This is a genomic window from uncultured Sphingomonas sp. (assembly GCF_964250165.1).
GTDB lineage: Bacteria > Pseudomonadota > Alphaproteobacteria > Sphingomonadales > Sphingomonadaceae > Sphingomonas.
Map to the genome: position 1 here is coordinate 37,830 of NZ_CAXUEK010000007.1, position 14,715 is coordinate 52,544.

Below are 14,715 nucleotides of genomic sequence, written 5' to 3' on the forward strand. Positions count from 1 at the left end.
GTGCTGGCTGCCGACGCGCTCCTGTGCGCGGCGAGCGTTCATCTCGCTTATTATCTCCGAACCAACTCGTGGCCGGACGTCCTCGGGCCGGCGCTGTACCCGACGGTCACATCGATCCTGCTAGCGCTGCCCTTCTTCGTCGTCTTCGGCCTCTACCGGGCGATCTTCCGCTACGCCGGATCGGCCGCCTTCGTCACCATCGTCAAGGCGGTGGCGGTGTATGCTTTGCCCTTCGCCTTCATCTACGCCTATGTCGGCATCGGCGGCGTGCCGCGCACCATCGGGCTCATCCAGCCGATCCTGCTCCTCCTGCTCGTCGGTGGCAGCCGCGCGCTCGCCGGCGGCTGGCTTGGCCAGACCTATCGTAACGCCGTGGCCGATGCGGATAAGCCGCGCGTCCTGATCTACGGCGCCGGCTCGTCCGGCCGACAGGTCGCCTCCGCCCTTCAAATCAGCGGCCAGGTTCGCGTGATCGGCTTCCTCGATGACGACAGGACCCTGTGGAACGCGACGATCAATGGTCTGCGCGTCCACGCGCCGGACGATCTCGATCGACTGGTGGCACGCCACGCCGTGACCGACGTGCTACTCGCTATCAACAAGGCGACACGCGCGCGCCGCAACGAGATCATTCACCAGCTGACGCGTTCGGGGTTGCACATCCGCGCCATGCCCGGCGTGGACCAGCTCGCGCGCGGCACCGTCTCGTTCAGCGACCTCAAGGACCTCGATATCGAGGATCTGCTCGGCCGTGCGCCGATTCCCCCGGACGACGAACTCCTGCGACGCGACATCACCGGCAAGGTCGTGCTCGTGACCGGTGCCGGCGGCTCGATCGGCAGCGAAATCTGCCGCCAGATCGCTCGGCTCGCTCCCGACATGATGCTGCTGGTGGATTCCAGCGAGTATAATCTGTACGCCATCCACCAGGAACTGCTGCGCGCGATGGGCGCAGGCGGCGCGACCGTGCGCTCGGTCGTGCCGCTGCTCGCCACGGTACGAGACCGGCGCCGCATCGACGAGATCGTCGGCACCTGGCGTCCCCACACCATCTATCACGCGGCCGCATACAAGCACGTGCCTCTGGTCGAGCATAACGTGCTGGAGGGGATCGCCAACAATGTAATCGGTACGTTGAACGTCGCGATCGCCGCGCGGGCCTACGACGTCGGCAGCTTCGTCCTGATCAGCACAGACAAGGCAGTCCGGCCGACCAACGTCATGGGCGCGACCAAGCGGCTCGCCGAAATCATTCTCCAGGCGCTCAACGCCGATGGGCTGCCCGGCAGGTTCTCGATGGTGCGCTTCGGCAACGTGCTGGGTTCGAGCGGGTCGGTGGTGCCGCTGTTCCGCAGTCAGATCGCAGCCGGCGGACCGATAACCATTACGCATCCCGAGATCACCCGCTATTTCATGACCATCCCGGAGGCTGCTCAGCTTGTCATCCAGGCGGGCGCTATGGCGACCGGTGGCGACGTCTTCGTGCTCGACATGGGCGAGCCAGTGAGAATTATCGATTTCGCCCGCACGATGATCGAGCTGTCGGGTCTGCGATTGCGCGAGGAGGGTACAGGCGACGGCGACATCGCCATTGAGTATGTCGGCCTGCGCCCTGGCGAGAAGCTCTATGAGGAGCTCTTGATCGGCAACAATCCAAGCCCGTCCGCTCATCCTCGCATCTTGCGCGCGCATGAGCCGTTTATCGCCTGGAGCAGACTACGCCTCGCGCTCGACCGGCTGCAGGCGATGATCGTCGCCGGCGATTCCGAGGCCGGGCGGGCGGCGCTCCAGGAGTTGGTCGTGGAGTTCGAGCCGAGCAGCGAGGCCGTCGACTTCGTGGCTCTGAAGCGCGAGGAGATGGCGCAAGCGGCTGGACCTTTCGACAACGCACCGGCAAGGGCCCTCGCCACTGATGCACGCTAAATCCTTTCGTCGTTGTTCGGGAACAGCATGACCAAGACCGCACTCATCACCGGCGTCACCGGGCAGGACGGCGCGTATCTCGCGCAGCTCCTGCTCGACAAGGGCTATATCGTCCACGGTCTCAAGCGTCGCTCGTCCTCGTTCAACACCGGGCGGATCGAGGACATCTACCAGGATCCGCACGCGCCGGACCCGACCTTTCACCTCCATTACGGCGACATGACCGACAGCACCGCGCTGATCCGGCTGGTGCAGGAGACGCAGCCTGACGAGATCTACAATCTCGCCGCGCAGAGTCACGTCGCGGTCAGCTTCGAGACGCCCGAATATACCGCCAACGCCGACGGGATCGGCACGCTCCGCCTGCTGGAGGCGATCCGCATCATGGGACGCGAGAAGACGACACGCTTCTACCAGGCGTCGACCTCCGAGCTCTACGGGCTGGTGCAGGAAGTGCCACAGCGCGAGACCACACCCTTCTACCCGCGCAGCCCCTATGCCGCGGCCAAGCTCTATGCCTATTGGATCACGGTCAACTACCGCGAGGCGTATGGCATGTTCGCGACCAACGGCATCCTGTTCAACCACGAGAGCCCGCTGCGCGGCGAGACCTTCGTCACGCGCAAGATCACCCGCGCGGTCGCCGCGATCAAGCTCGGGCGGCAGGACAAGCTGTTCCTTGGCAACCTCGACGCCAAGCGCGACTGGGGCCACGCGCGCGAATACGTCCGCGGCATGTGGATGATCCTGCAGGCCGACGAGCCGGAGGATTTCGTGCTCGCGACCGGCGAGACCACGCCGGTGCGCACCTTCGTCCAATGGGCGTTCGAGGACGTCGGCATCGCGATCGAGTGGAAGGGCGAGGGCGTCGACGAAAAGGGCTATTGCGCCGAGACGGGCAAGTGCCTGGTCGAGGTCGACCCGCGCTATTTCCGCCCGACCGAGGTCGAACTGCTGATCGGCGATCCGACCAAGGCGCAGGAGAAGCTGGGATGGCGGCACGAGACCTCCCCGCGCGATCTGGCGCGCGAGATGGTCCAGGCCGATCTCCAGGTTATGCGGGACGCGCCGATCGGCAAGGGCGCCTGATGTATTCGCTCGCCGGCAAGCGCGTCTTCGTCGCCGGCCACAATGGGATGGTCGGCTCGGCGATCGTGCGACGCCTCGCAGACGAGGATTGCGAGATCCTGACGCTCGACCGGCGCGAGGTCGATCTGCGCGACCAGGCAGGCGTGCGCGACTGGATACGCGACCGTCGGCCGGCCGCGGTGTTCATGGCGGCGGCAAAGGTAGGCGGCATCCTCGCCAACGACAGCTATCCGGCCGACTTCCTGCTCGACAACCTGCTGATCGAGACCGCGGTGACCGCCGCCGCGCACGCAGCGGACGTCGAGAAGATGCTGTTCCTTGGTTCGAGCTGCATCTACCCCAAGCTGGCGCCGCAGCCGATCCCCGAGGAGGCACTGCTCACCGGTCCGCTCGAGCCGACCAACGAATGGTATGCGATCGCCAAGATCGCCGGCATCAAGCTCGCCCAAGCGTTCCGCCGCCAGCACGGCCGCGATTACATCTCCGCGATGCCGACCAATCTCTACGGGCCCGGCGACAATTTCGACCTTCACTCGAGCCACGTCATGCCGGCCCTGATACGCAAGGTGCACGATGCGAAGGAAACCGGCGGCGACGTCGTAGTCTGGGGCACAGGCACACCGCGCCGCGAATTCCTCTATGTCGACGATTGCGCGGACGCCTGCGTCCACCTGATGAAGCATTATTCGGGCGAGCAACACGTCAATGTCGGCTCGGGCGAGGACATCACCATCCTGGACCTCACCCGCACCGTGATGCGGGCACTAAGCTACGATGGACCCATCGTGCACGATGAGAGCAAGCCCGACGGCACACCGCGCAAGCTTATGGACGGCAGCAAGCTGCGTGCACTCGGCTGGATGCCTGGGGTGGCGCTCGAGGAGGGGATCGCGCGAAGCTACGCGGCCTTTCTGCAGGGTCAGTATCGCGAGGCAAGGCTGACTGCCTGACTCCGCTGATCGCCGATCGGACTCTCGCCGTGCTTCCTGAGCACGTCGTTGAACGCCTCGATCAACAGCGCCTGCAGGCTCCTGCCCTGGCGCCGCGCCAGCATGTGCAGGCTCAGAGACATCTCGGGGCTGAAGAAACCCGCGATCTGCTTCCTTCCCTCGCAGCTCGTCGGACGATCGGAAATGGGGGCGTCCCCTCCCCTTGTGCGGCTGGCGTCGACATGGGCGCCGGCGCCGGGGTGACCCCGCACTGGTCGGCGGAGATCTACCTCCTGTTCGCGGAGGGGCGGCCGGACATCTGGCCCGCCGGCGACCTGGCCGTGCAGATCGAGGTCGGCCGCATCCTCGGCCATCCCGAGCGCCCGAGCGAGGAGCGGACGCGCGCGCTGGCCGAAGCCTGGCGCCCGCACCGCGGCGCCGCGGCGATCTTCGCCTGGCACCACTACAACTCCGACATGGCGGTGATCTGACCCTCTCCCTCCAGGAGAGAGGGCGGCCGAGCCGAAGGCGAGGTCGGGAGAGGGGCTGTGACGCGGCGCCTTCCCTCTCCCGCCGTCCTCCCGCGTTCGCGGGAGTCGGCACCCTCTCCCCTGAAGGGAGAGGGAAGGGGTTGCTCGCCTCGGCTGGATGCCTGACAGGCCGGTCGTGCCCCCCGCCACCACGCCCACCCCTTCGCTCGCCGACAGCTTCCGCAGCGTCGCGGTGCCGGCGGACGCGCGCGGCTGGCGGGCGCTGCGGGCCTATCTCGGCCCCGGCTTCCTGGTCGCGGTCGGTTACATGGACCCGGGCAACTGGGCGACCGACATCGCCGGCGGCTCCGCCTTCGGCTATGCGCTGCTCTCGGTCGTCCTGCTCTCCAATCTGATGGCGATCGTGCTGCAGGCACTGTCGGTCCGGCTCGGCATCGCCAGCGGACGCGATCTCGCCCAGGCCTGCCGCGACCATTACCCGCGCCCCGTGGCGATCGGGCTGTGGCTGCTCGCCGAGACCGCCATCATCGCCTGCGACCTGGCGGAGGTGCTCGGCACCGCGATCGCGTTGAAGCTGCTGTTCGGGCTGCCGCTGGTGTGGGGCGTGGCGCTGACGGCGCTCGACGTGTTCCTGATCCTGGCGCTGCAGCGCTTCGGGTTCCGCAAGCTGGAGCTGTTCGTCGTCGCGCTGCTGGTGCTGATCGCGGGCTGCTTCGCGTTCGAGCTCTACCATGCCCGGCCCGATGCCGGCGCGGTGCTCGCCGGGCTCGTCCCGACGTCCGCGATCGTGACCGACCCGGCGATGCTCTATCTCGCGATCGGCATCCTCGGCGCGACGGTGATGCCGCACAACCTGTATCTCCACTCCTCGATCGTCCAGACTCGCGCGTTCGTCGACAAGGCGCAGGCGGTGCGCAACGCGACGATCGATTCCAGCGTCGCGCTCGGCCTCGCCTTCTTCATCAACGCCGCGATCCTGGTGGTCGCCGCCGCCGCGTTCCACACCGCCGGGCGGCACGACGTGGCGGAGATCGGCGACGCCTATCGCCTGCTCTCGCCCATGCTCGGCGTCGGCGCGGCGAGCGTCGTGTTCGCGGTGGCGCTGCTCGCCTCGGGGCAGAACTCGACGGTGACGGGCACGCTGGCCGGGCAGATCGTGATGGAGGGATTCCTCCACCTGCGCCTGCCGGTCTGGGCGCGGCGGCTGGTGACGCGGCTGCTCGCGATCGTGCCGGCGGCGCTGGTGGTCGCCGCCGCGGGGGACGCGGGCGCGACGCGGCTGCTGGTGCTGAGCCAGATCGTGCTGAGCCTGCAGCTGCCGTTCGCGGTGGTGCCGCTGGTGCGGTTCACGGCAAATCGGGTGCTGATGGGCGGCTTCGCCAGCCCCGCCTGGCTGCGCGCACTCGCCTGGACGATCGCGGCGACGATCATCGGGCTGAACCTGACGCTGCTATGGCGCCTGCTCTAAGCTCCTCCCCGTCCCGGGGTGGAGCTGCCCGCTCCAATATTCGTCCCTGAGCTGCCGCTTGTAGAGCTTGCCGGTGTCGTGGCGCGGCAGCTCGGCGCGGAAGTCGATCCGGCGGGGGCACTTCACATGGCTGAGCTGCGCGCGGGCGAAGGCGGTCAGCGCCGCAGCCAGCGCCGGCCCGGCCAGCGCCATGTCGCGCGGCTGCACCACCGCGACCACCGTCTCGCCCATCTCCTCGTCGGGCGCGCCGATCACCGCCACGTCGGCGACGTCGGGATGCGTCACCAGCACGTTCTCGATCTCGGCCGGGTAGATGTTCACGCCGCCGGAGATGATCATGAAGCTCTTGCGGTCGGTGAGGTAGAGATAGCCCTCCTCGTCCAGCCAGCCGATGTCGCCCAGCGTCGTCCAGCCGTGCCGGTTCGCCGCCGCCGCGGTCTTCGCCGGATCATTGTGGTAGCTGTAGGCCGGGCCACCGGCGAAATAGATCGTCCCCTCCGTCCGCGGCGGCAGCTCGTCCCCGTCCTCGCTGCAGATCCTGGTCTGCGCGGTGAGGTTGCGGCCGACCGAGCCCTGGTGCCGGAGCCACTCGGCGGACGAGATCGCGCAGAAACCGTTGCCTTCAGTGCCGGCATAATATTCGCCGATGATCGGCCCCCACCAGTCGATCATCGCCTGCTTGACCGGGATCGGGCACGGCGCCGCGGCGTGCCACACCGCCTTCAGCGACGACAGGTCGTAGCGGTGGCGGACCGCCTCGGGCAGCTTGAGCATGCGGATGAAGTGCGTCGGCACCCACTGCGCGTGCGTCACCCGATGGCGCTCGATCGCGGCGAGCGCCGCCTCCGGATCGAACCGCTCCATCACCACCACCGTACCGCCGAGCTGCTGCACCGCCATCGACCAGCGCAGCGGCGCGGCATGGTAGAGCGGCGCGGGCGACAGATAGATCATGTCGGGCGTGAACCCGTACAGCGCCTGGCCCAGCGTGATGAGCGTCGACGGCGTCTCGCTCCAGGGTTCCGCCGGCAGCGGGTGACGCACGCCCTTGGGCACGCCGGTGGTGCCGGACGAATAGAGCATGATCCCGCCCGGCTGCGGATCGGCGATCGGCGTCGCGGGCTGCGCGTCGCGGGCGGCCTCGTAGCGCTGATAGCCGTCGATGGTGCCGTCGCACATGTACAGCGCGAGATCGGGCAGCAGCGGCCGCAGCTGTTCGGCGCAGGCGGCGACGCCATGGCCGGCGATGAGCACGCGGCAGGCGCCGTCGCGCACGATATATTCGGCCTCCGCCGCCGTCAGCTTCGACGAAATGCAGGTGCAGTAGACGCCGGTACGCTCGGCGGCCCACATCACCTCCAGATAACGCGGCGAATTGTCCATCAGCACCGCGATGCCGTCGCCGCGCCGCAGCCCCAGCGCGCGCAGCAGCTGCGCGCCCTGGTCGGCGCGCGCGTCCAGCTCGGCATAGCTGACCGCCTCGCCGGAGCCCGCCATGATGCAGGCGGGCTTGTCGGGCATCGTGCGGGCGTGCCGGCTGGGGTGCATCCTCTTCTCCTGGCCGGCTTTACGCGGGTCCATACCCACCGTAACATTCGTTATGGCCCCAAAGCTGTCAAGCGCGCCGTCAAGTTTCGCCCGCACGCCCGACCGCACTCCGCGCGACTGGCTCGAAGCGGGCCAGGCGTTGTTGCGGGAGGGCGGGCTGCGCGCGCTCAAGCTGCGGCCGCTGGCCGACGCGCTCGGCGTCTCGACCGGCAGCTTCTATCATCATTTCGCGGATTTCGACGCCTATCAGGGCCGCCTCGCGGCCTATTTCGCCGAGGCGCAGGTGACCGAGCTGATCGACGCGATCGGCCGGGCGGAGGCGGACCCGATCGGGCGCATCCGCCTGCTCGCGCAGCTGGTGCGCCGGCGCGGGCTGTCGCGGCTCGCCATCGCCATGCGCGCCTGGGCGGAGAGCGACCGGCGCGCGCGCGCCGCCGTCGAGCGGCATGACGGGCTGATGCTCGGCTTCCTGACCGACTGCCTCGCAGCGGCGGGGCACCCCCGTCACGATGCGGGGGTGCGCGCCTATGCGCTGATGACGCTGGGGCTGAGCCGGGTGCACGCCCCGCATCTGTCGATGCCGCAGCTGATGGAAGAGCTGATCGGCATCCTGGCGGAGCCGCCGCGGTGAAGGCGCTGGTCGTCCACGCGCTGTCCGACGACCTGTCCGGCGTCGGACTGGCGGACGTGCCCGATCCGACGCCGCGCGCCGGCGAGCTGCTGGTCCGCGTCCGCGCCGCCTCGCTCAACTTCCCCGACCTGCTGATGACGCGCGGCGGCTATCAGCTGAAGCCGCCGTTGCCCTTCACGCCGGGCATGGAGATGGCGGGCGAGGTGGTCGCGGCCGATCCGGCCAGCGGCTACGCCCCGGGCGAGCGCGTGGTGGCGGGCACGCGGCTGGGGAGCTTCGCCGAGCTGGTCGCGATCGATGCGGGCGCGGCGCGGCGCGTGCCCGAGGGAATGGACTTCGCGCACGCCGCGTCGGTCGGAGCGGCATACCTCACGGCCTATGTCGCGCTGGTCCGGCTCGGGCGAATGCGGCCGGGCGACTGGGTGCTGGTCCATGGCGCCACCGGCGGCGTCGGGCTGGCGGCCGTCGATCTCGCACAGGCGCTCGGCGCGCGGGTGATCGCCACCTCGCGCTCGCCGGCCAAGCTGGCGCGGGTCGCGGCCGAATATGCGGTCGAGGCGACGCTGCCCGCTGCCGGCTTCCGCGAGGCGGTCAACGAACTCACCGGCGCCGAGGGAAATGGCGGCGCGGACCTGGTCTTCGATCCCGTCGGCGGCGACGTGTTCGACGAGTCGACCCGCGCGATCGCGTTCGGCGGCCGGCTGCTCGTGGTCGGCTTCACCTCCGGCCGCATCGCCACCGTGCCGACCAACCTCCCGCTCATCAAGGGCTTCGCCGTCATCGGCGTGCGCGCGGGCGAGTTCGGCCGCCGCTTCCCCGCGCTCGGCCGCGAGAATGTCGACGCGGTCTGGGCGCTGGCCGCCGCCGGCCGCATCCGGCCGCGCGTCGACCGCCGCCTGCCGCTCGACCGCTGGCGCGAGGCGTTCGCGGCGATGCAGGCGAGCGAACAGGTCGGCAAGATCGTCTTGGAATCGTAGAAGGAACGCAGGCGCGTGGAAAACTGGGATTATATCATCATCGGTGGCGGTTCGGCCGGCTGCACGCTCGCCGCACGGCTGAGCGAAGACCCGGGCACCCGCGTGCTGCTGCTGGAGGCCGGCGGCAGGAACGACGCGATGCTGGTCCGCATGCCCGCGGGCGTCGGCGAGTTGATCAAGGCCAAGGGACCGCACAATTGGGGCTTCTGGACCGAGCCCGAGCCGCACCTGGACGATCGCCGGCTGTGGTGGCCGCGCGGGCGCGGGCTGGGCGGCAGCTCCGCCATCAACGGCATGATCTACATGCGCGGCCATCCGCTCGATTACGACGAATGGCGGCAGATGGGGCTGGCGGGCTGGGGCTGGGACGACGTGCTGCCGTATTTCCGCCGGCTGGAGCGACACCACCGCGCCAATGAGACCGGAGGGGGCGAGCATCACGGCGCCGAAGGGCCGCTCCACGTCTCGCCGGGCGAGAGCCGCAGCCCGTTCAACGCCGCGCTAATCGAGGCGGGGCGGCAGGCGGGCTATCCGGTGACGGAGGACTTCAACGGCGCCGAGTTCGAGGGCTTCGGCCCTTATGATCTCACCATTTCCGACGGCCGCCGCTGGACCGCGTCGGACGCCTATCTCAAGCCGGTGATGGGCCGGGCGAACCTCCGCGTCGTCACCGACGCGCGCACCACGCGCATCCGCATCGAGAACGGCCGCGCGACGGGCGTCGATTATGTCGTCGGCAAGCGCCGGACGCCGCGGTTCGCCGCCGCCGCCGGCGAAGTGCTGCTGGCCGCGGGCGCGGTGCAGAGCCCGCAGATCCTGCAGCTGTCCGGCGTCGGCGACCCGGAGCGGCTGCGCGCGGCGGGCGTCGCCGTCACCCACGCGCTCCCAGGCGTCGGCGAGAATCTGCAGGATCATCTCGACGTGACCATGAACTGGCGCAGTCAGGGGCTGGAAAGCGTCTATTCGGTGGTGAAGGGCCTGCGCCAGCTCGCGGTCGGTCTGCGCTACGCGCTGCGCGGCACCGGGCCGGGGCGGCAGAACTTCCTGGAGGCGGGCGCCTTCATCCCCTCGCGCCCCGGCCTGTCGCGCCCCGACATCCAGATCCACGGCGTGCTCGCGATCATGCGCGAGCACGGCAAGGTGAAGGCGACCGAGGACGGCTTCTCGCTGCATCTGTGCCAGCTCCGTCCCGAGAGTCGCGGCCGCATCGGCCTGCACGGGACGGATCCGTTCGCCGATCCGAAGATCGAGGCCAATTACCTCGCCACGCCCGAGGACCGGCGCGTGCTGCGCGAGGCGGTCATGATCGGCCGCCGCGTCGTCGGCCAGGACGCGCTGACGCCCTATCGCGGCGACGAGCTCGCGCCCGGCGACGCGGTGGCGACCGACGCCCAGATCGACGCCTGGGTGCGCGCGACGGCGGAGACGATCTACCATCCCGTCGGCACCTGCCGCATGGGCGCGGCGGACGACGCGCGCGCGGTGGTCGACGGACAGCTGCGGGTGCGCGGCCTCGCCGGGCTGCGTGTGATCGACGCCTCGGTGATGCCGACGCTGGTCAGCTCCAACACCAACGCCCCGACGATCATGATCGCGGAAAAGGCGGCGGACCTGATCCGGCGAAACGCGCGCCAGCGGGTGGCGGCGTAGCGCCGCGCGTCAGCGCTGCATTCGCGCCAGCATCTCGGCGCGCATCAGATTGTGGTCGACATGCGCCATGATCCACAGGCTGCCGACCAGCACCAGCCCGACGATCAGCGTCCCGAAGGCCAGCGCCAGGACGTTGTTGGTGTTGTCCGGTCCGGTCGTCAGGTGGAGGAAGAAGACCAGGTGCACGCCCATCTGCCCCACCGCCAGCGCGATCAGCGCGACGGGGATGGCCGGCCCCCACACCGCGCCCCAGCCGCCCGCCACCGCGAACGACGCGAGCGTCAGTCCTGCCGCCGCGACGAGCCCGATGAGGTAGATCTGCACCGCCTGGCCGGTGGTGGGCTGATGCGCCTCACCCGGCGCCCGCTGCCCCTCGCCGCCCGACGCGGGCCGGCCGTGGTGGTCGTTCATGCGCCTGCTCCCAGCAGATAGACGGTGGTGAACAGCGCCACCCAGATGATGTCGAGCGCGTGCCAGAACAGCATGAAGCAAGCCACGCGGCGGACGATGTCCTCGCGGAAGCCCTTCGCCCAGACCTGCGCCATCATCGTCGTCAGCCAGACGAGGCCGAGCGTGACGTGCAGTCCGTGGCAGCCGACCAGCGCGAAGAAGGACGACAGGAAGGCGCTTCGATCCGGCCCGTTGCCGTCGCCGATGAGGTCGACGAACTCCGAGACTTCCAGCGCCAGGAACACCGCCCCGAGCGCGGCGGTGACCCCCATCGCCACCTGGAACCACCGGGCGTTGCGCGCGAGCATCGCGACCCCGGCCATGCCGCAGGCAAAGGAGGAGAGGAGCAGCGCCGCCGTCTCCCACGCGACCAGCGGCAGATCGAACAGCATCCGTCCCGACGGTCCCCCCGCCGTCTCCTTCACCAGCACCGCATAGGCCGCGAAGAAACCGGAAAAGAGGATGAAGTCGGACAGGATGAAGATCCAGAAGCCGTAGGCGACCACGATCTCCTTGGACGCGGGGCCGCGCTCGCTGATCGGCGCTTCGCCGTGACCGAGCGCGTGCGGGTCGTGGGCGGCGGCGCCGCTCATGCCGGGTCCAGTCCGAGCAGGCGTGCCTTGCCCTGGCGGCGCTCCTCGTCGAGCCGCCTCGCCTCGTCGGCCGAGACCTCGAACTCCGCCTCGTCGCGCCAGGCGAACACGACGAAGGTCGCCCAGGCGCCCAGGAAGCCGGCGATCACCGCCCACCAGATATGCCACACCAGCGCGAAGCCGAGCACGGTCGTGAAGAAGGCGGTGACGAAGCCGGTGGGCGAATTGCGCGGCAGGTGGAACGGCTCGTAATCGGGCTGATCGCTCAGCCGCCGCTGATCGCGGGCGCGCGCCTTCATGCCCCAATAGGCCTCCTCGTTCTCGACCTGCGGCAGCACCGCGAAGTTGAACGGCGGCGGCGGCGAACTGGTCGACCATTCCAGTGTGCGGCCGTCCCACGGATCGCCGGTCTCGTCCACCAGCTGCGCGCGGTTCCGGATCGAGACCCAGAGCTGGATCAGCAGGCAGGCGATCCCGCCCGCGATCACCAGCGCGCCGACGCCGGCGACCCACAGCCAGGGCTGCCAGGCGGGCACGTCGTAATGCTGCAGCCGCCGGGTCATGCCCATCAGCCCGAGAATATAGAGCGGCATGAACGCCAGGTAGAAGCCGATCGTCCACAGCCAGAACGCCGCCACGCCCCAGCCCTGGTGCAGCCGGAAGCCGAAGGCCTTGGGAAACCAGTATTGATAGCCCGCGAACGCGCCGAACAGCACGGCGGGGATGACGATGTTGTGGAAGTGGGCGACCAGGAACACCGAATTGTGCAGCTGGAAGTCGGCCGGCGGCACCGCCAACAGGACCCCGGTCATCCCGCCGATCACGAACGAGCAGATGAAGCCGATCGCGAACAGCATCGGCACGGAGAAGCGGATGCGCCCGCCATACATGGTGAACAGCCAGTTGAAGACCTTCACCCCCGTCGGCACCGCGATGATCATGGTCATGATCCCGAAGAAGCCGTTGACGTCGGCGCCGGCGCCCATCGTGAAGAAGTGATGCAGCCAGACCATGAAGGACAGCACGCAGATCGCCATCGTGGCGACCACCATCGAGCGATAGCCGAACAGCGGCTTGGACGAGAAGGTGGACACCACCTCCGAGAAGATGCCGAACGCGGGCAGGACGAGGATGTAGACCTCCGGATGCCCCCAGGCCCAGACGAGGTTGACGAACATCATCTGGTTGCCGCCCACCTCGTTGGTGAAGAAGTGGAAGCCGGCGTAGCGATCGAGCGTCAGCATCCCGAGCACGGCGGTGAGCAGCGGAAAGGCGGCGACGATCAGGAGATTGGTCGCCAGCGACGTCCAGCAGAACATCGGCATGCGGGTGAGGCTCATTCCGGGCGCGCGCATCTTCAGGATCGTCGTGACCAGGTTGACCCCGGTCAGCAGCGTGCCGACGCCCGAAATCTGCAGCGACCACAGATAATAGTCGACGCCGACGCCCGGCGAGAAGCGCAGCTCCGACAGCGGCGGATAGGCGATCCAGCCGGTCTTCGCGAACTCGCCGACCACCAGGCTGACGTTGAGCAGCAGCGCGCCCGACGCGGTCAGCCAGAAGCTGACATTGTTGAGCGTGGGGAAGGCGACATCGCGGATGCCGAGCTGGAGCGGCACGGCGAAGTTCATCAGCCCGACCATGAACGGCATCGCCACGAAGAAGATCATGATGACGCCGTGCGCGGAGAACACCTGGTCGTAATGGTCGGGCGGCAGGAAGCCGCCGCTGTTGAGCGCCGTCGCCTGCTGCGCGCGCATCAGGATCGCGTCGGAAAAGCCGCGGACGAGCATCACCAGCGCGAACAGGCAATACATCACGCCGATCCGCTTGTGGTCGACCGAGGTGATCCATTCGCGCCACAGATAGGGCCAGTGCCCGGCGCGCCACACCCAGACGAGCACGGCGGCGATCAGCGTCCCGAACACCCCCGCCGCGACGAGCGGAATGGGCTCGCTGAACGGAATCGCATCCCAACCGAGCTTGCCCAGCATCTACTCCACCCGTCCCGAATGCTTGAGCGTCTGGTGCGTGCCCGTGCCCGACTGGCGAACCACCGCGTCGTAGAGGCCGGGAGCCACCGCACCGAAGGTCGCCGGGCGCATCGTCGCCTCCTGGGCCGCCAGGCGCGAATAGAGCGCGCCGTCGAGCCGGGCGGGCGCCTGACGCGAGCCGGCGACCCACCGCGCAAAGGCGGCCGGCGGCACCGCGTCGACCGCGAAGGTCATGTCGGCGAAGCCGGCGCCGCTGTAATGCGCCGACAGCCCGCGATAGCGGCCGATCCGATCCGCCTGGAGATTGAGGCCCGCGTCCATCCCGCTCATCGCATAGATCTGGCTGCCCAGCCGCGGCACGAAGAAGCTGTTCATCACCGTCGCCGACGTGATGCGCAGCGCGACCGGCCGGCCGGCCGGGATGACGAGATGATTGATCGTCGCCACGCCCTGATCGGGGTAGATGAACAGCCATTTCCAATCGAGCGCCACCACCTGCACCCGCACCGGCGGCTGGCGGGAGGGCAGCGGACGACCGGGATCGAGCTGGTGGCTGCCGACCCAGCCGATCCCGGCGAGGAAGATCACCGCGAGCAGCGGGATCGACCAGACCAGCAGCTCCAGCTCGCCCGAATAGCTCCAGTCCGGCCGATAGCGCGCGCGCGTGTTGCCGGCGCGGAACCACCAGGCGAAGACGATCGTGAGCACGATGACCGGCACGATGATCGCCAGCATGATCGCGAGCGCGTTGAGCAGGATGGTACGGTCACCCGCCGCGACGGGACCGGCCGGATTGAGCACGCCCGGCTCGCATCCGGCGAGGAGAAGCGGCAGCAGCAGGGTGAAGGCGCGGCGCACCGGATGTGCCTAGACCTTGTCGGGTGCTGCCGCCACCACACAAGTCATCGTTCCGGGCTTCTTGTGCACCGGCGCGGATGCGGCTCGACGCCTCGCCCGCGCCGGCCGCATGCC

General features: G+C 68.9%; 13 protein-coding genes and 1 pseudogene. 8 read left to right on the plus strand and 6 right to left on the minus strand.

The window, feature by feature from the left end; genetic code table 11:
- Genes ACFE64_RS02675 through ACFE64_RS02685 form a run of 3 tightly spaced genes read left to right on the plus strand, consistent with a single transcriptional unit; the run spans position 1 to position 3,962 of the window.
- Positions 1–1,923: a polysaccharide biosynthesis protein gene (locus ACFE64_RS02675; RefSeq protein WP_375390906.1), complete on the plus strand. Its 1,923-nt coding sequence runs from the start codon at positions 1–3 to the stop codon at positions 1,921–1,923.
- A 27-nt stretch (positions 1,924–1,950) separates the two neighbouring features.
- Positions 1,951–3,012 (plus strand): GDP-mannose 4,6-dehydratase, encoded by a 1,062-nt coding sequence (gene gmd / locus ACFE64_RS02680; RefSeq protein WP_375390907.1) that lies wholly within the window; start codon positions 1,951–1,953, stop codon positions 3,010–3,012.
- Complete coding sequence (locus ACFE64_RS02685; RefSeq protein ID WP_375390908.1) at positions 3,012–3,962, plus strand: GDP-L-fucose synthase family protein; 951 nt, start codon at positions 3,012–3,014, stop codon at positions 3,960–3,962. Before gmd ends, ACFE64_RS02685 begins: the two co-directional genes overlap by 1 nt.
- Here the strand turns inward: ACFE64_RS02685 and ACFE64_RS02690 are convergent.
- The gene (locus ACFE64_RS02690) at positions 3,932–4,084 is read right to left on the minus strand and encodes a ribbon-helix-helix domain-containing protein (protein WP_375390909.1); all 153 of its coding nucleotides are present in this window, start codon (positions 4,082–4,084) and stop codon (positions 3,932–3,934) included. The two genes, ACFE64_RS02685 and ACFE64_RS02690, sit on opposite strands and share 31 nt — an antisense overlap.
- Positions 4,085–4,213: 129 nt before the next feature.
- Here ACFE64_RS02690 and ACFE64_RS02695 point away from each other — a divergent pair.
- Together ACFE64_RS02695 and ACFE64_RS02700 are read left to right on the plus strand one after the other, a co-directional pair.
- A pseudogene (locus ACFE64_RS02695) lies at positions 4,214–4,432 on the plus strand (DNA-3-methyladenine glycosylase 2 family protein); the annotation flags it as partial.
- A 157-nt stretch (positions 4,433–4,589) separates the two neighbouring features.
- Complete coding sequence (locus tag ACFE64_RS02700) at positions 4,590–5,900, plus strand: Nramp family divalent metal transporter (RefSeq protein ID WP_375390910.1); 1,311 nt, start codon at positions 4,590–4,592, stop codon at positions 5,898–5,900.
- Here ACFE64_RS02700 and ACFE64_RS02705 read toward each other — a convergent pair.
- Positions 5,883–7,448 (minus strand): acyl-CoA synthetase, encoded by a 1,566-nt coding sequence (locus ACFE64_RS02705; RefSeq protein WP_375390911.1) that lies wholly within the window; start codon positions 7,446–7,448, stop codon positions 5,883–5,885. The genes ACFE64_RS02700 and ACFE64_RS02705 overlap by 18 nt on opposite strands.
- Positions 7,449–7,500: 52 nt before the next feature.
- Here ACFE64_RS02705 and ACFE64_RS02710 point away from each other — a divergent pair, with 52 nt between their 5' ends.
- The 3 genes from ACFE64_RS02710 to ACFE64_RS02720 are packed head-to-tail and all read left to right on the plus strand — an operon-like array spanning position 7,501 to position 10,706.
- Positions 7,501–8,079, plus strand: a complete 579-nt coding sequence (locus ACFE64_RS02710) for a TetR/AcrR family transcriptional regulator (protein WP_375390912.1) — start codon at positions 7,501–7,503, stop codon at positions 8,077–8,079.
- Entirely contained in the window at positions 8,076–9,056 is a 981-nt protein-coding gene (locus tag ACFE64_RS02715; protein WP_375390913.1) for an NADPH:quinone oxidoreductase family protein, read from the plus strand. Before ACFE64_RS02710 ends, ACFE64_RS02715 begins: the two co-directional genes overlap by 4 nt.
- A 15-nt stretch (positions 9,057–9,071) precedes the next feature.
- Complete coding sequence (locus ACFE64_RS02720; RefSeq protein WP_375390914.1) at positions 9,072–10,706, plus strand: choline dehydrogenase; 1,635 nt, start codon at positions 9,072–9,074, stop codon at positions 10,704–10,706.
- A 9-nt stretch (positions 10,707–10,715) separates the two neighbouring features.
- Here ACFE64_RS02720 and cyoD read toward each other — a convergent pair whose 3' ends face one another.
- Genes cyoD through cyoA form a run of 4 tightly spaced genes read right to left on the minus strand, consistent with a single transcriptional unit; the run spans position 10,716 to position 14,601 of the window.
- Positions 10,716–11,117, minus strand: coding sequence for a cytochrome o ubiquinol oxidase subunit IV (gene cyoD, locus ACFE64_RS02725; RefSeq protein WP_375390915.1), 402 nt, complete (start codon positions 11,115–11,117; stop codon positions 10,716–10,718).
- Positions 11,114–11,749, minus strand: coding sequence for a cytochrome (ubi)quinol oxidase subunit III (locus tag ACFE64_RS02730; protein ID WP_375390916.1), 636 nt, complete (start codon positions 11,747–11,749; stop codon positions 11,114–11,116). The genes cyoD and ACFE64_RS02730 overlap by 4 nt, the downstream gene beginning before the upstream one ends.
- Complete coding sequence (gene cyoB, locus ACFE64_RS02735; RefSeq protein WP_375390917.1) at positions 11,746–13,743, minus strand: cytochrome o ubiquinol oxidase subunit I; 1,998 nt, start codon at positions 13,741–13,743, stop codon at positions 11,746–11,748. Before cyoB ends, ACFE64_RS02730 begins: the two co-directional genes overlap by 4 nt.
- Complete coding sequence (gene cyoA / locus ACFE64_RS02740) at positions 13,744–14,601, minus strand: ubiquinol oxidase subunit II (RefSeq protein WP_375390918.1); 858 nt, start codon at positions 14,599–14,601, stop codon at positions 13,744–13,746.
- Positions 14,602–14,715 lie beyond the last annotated feature (114 nt).

Coding starts and splice junctions, on each gene's coding strand:
- gmd (WP_375390907.1), top strand. CDS start 1,951: ATGACCAAGACCGCACTCATCACCGGCGTCACCGGGCAGGACGGCGCG.
- ACFE64_RS02685 (WP_375390908.1), top strand. CDS start 3,012: ATGTATTCGCTCGCCGGCAAGCGCGTCTTCGTCGCCGGCCACAATGGG.
- ACFE64_RS02690 (WP_375390909.1), bottom strand. CDS start 4,084: ATGTCTCTGAGCCTGCACATGCTGGCGCGGCGCCAGGGCAGGAGCCTG.
- ACFE64_RS02700 (WP_375390910.1), top strand. CDS start 4,590: ATGCCTGACAGGCCGGTCGTGCCCCCCGCCACCACGCCCACCCCTTCG.
- ACFE64_RS02705 (WP_375390911.1), bottom strand. CDS start 7,448: ATGCACCCCAGCCGGCACGCCCGCACGATGCCCGACAAGCCCGCCTGC.
- ACFE64_RS02710 (WP_375390912.1), top strand. CDS start 7,501: ATGGCCCCAAAGCTGTCAAGCGCGCCGTCAAGTTTCGCCCGCACGCCC.
- cyoD (WP_375390915.1), bottom strand. CDS start 11,117: ATGAACGACCACCACGGCCGGCCCGCGTCGGGCGGCGAGGGGCAGCGG.
- ACFE64_RS02730 (WP_375390916.1), bottom strand. CDS start 11,749: ATGAGCGGCGCCGCCGCCCACGACCCGCACGCGCTCGGTCACGGCGAA.
- cyoB (WP_375390917.1), bottom strand. CDS start 13,743: ATGCTGGGCAAGCTCGGTTGGGATGCGATTCCGTTCAGCGAGCCCATT.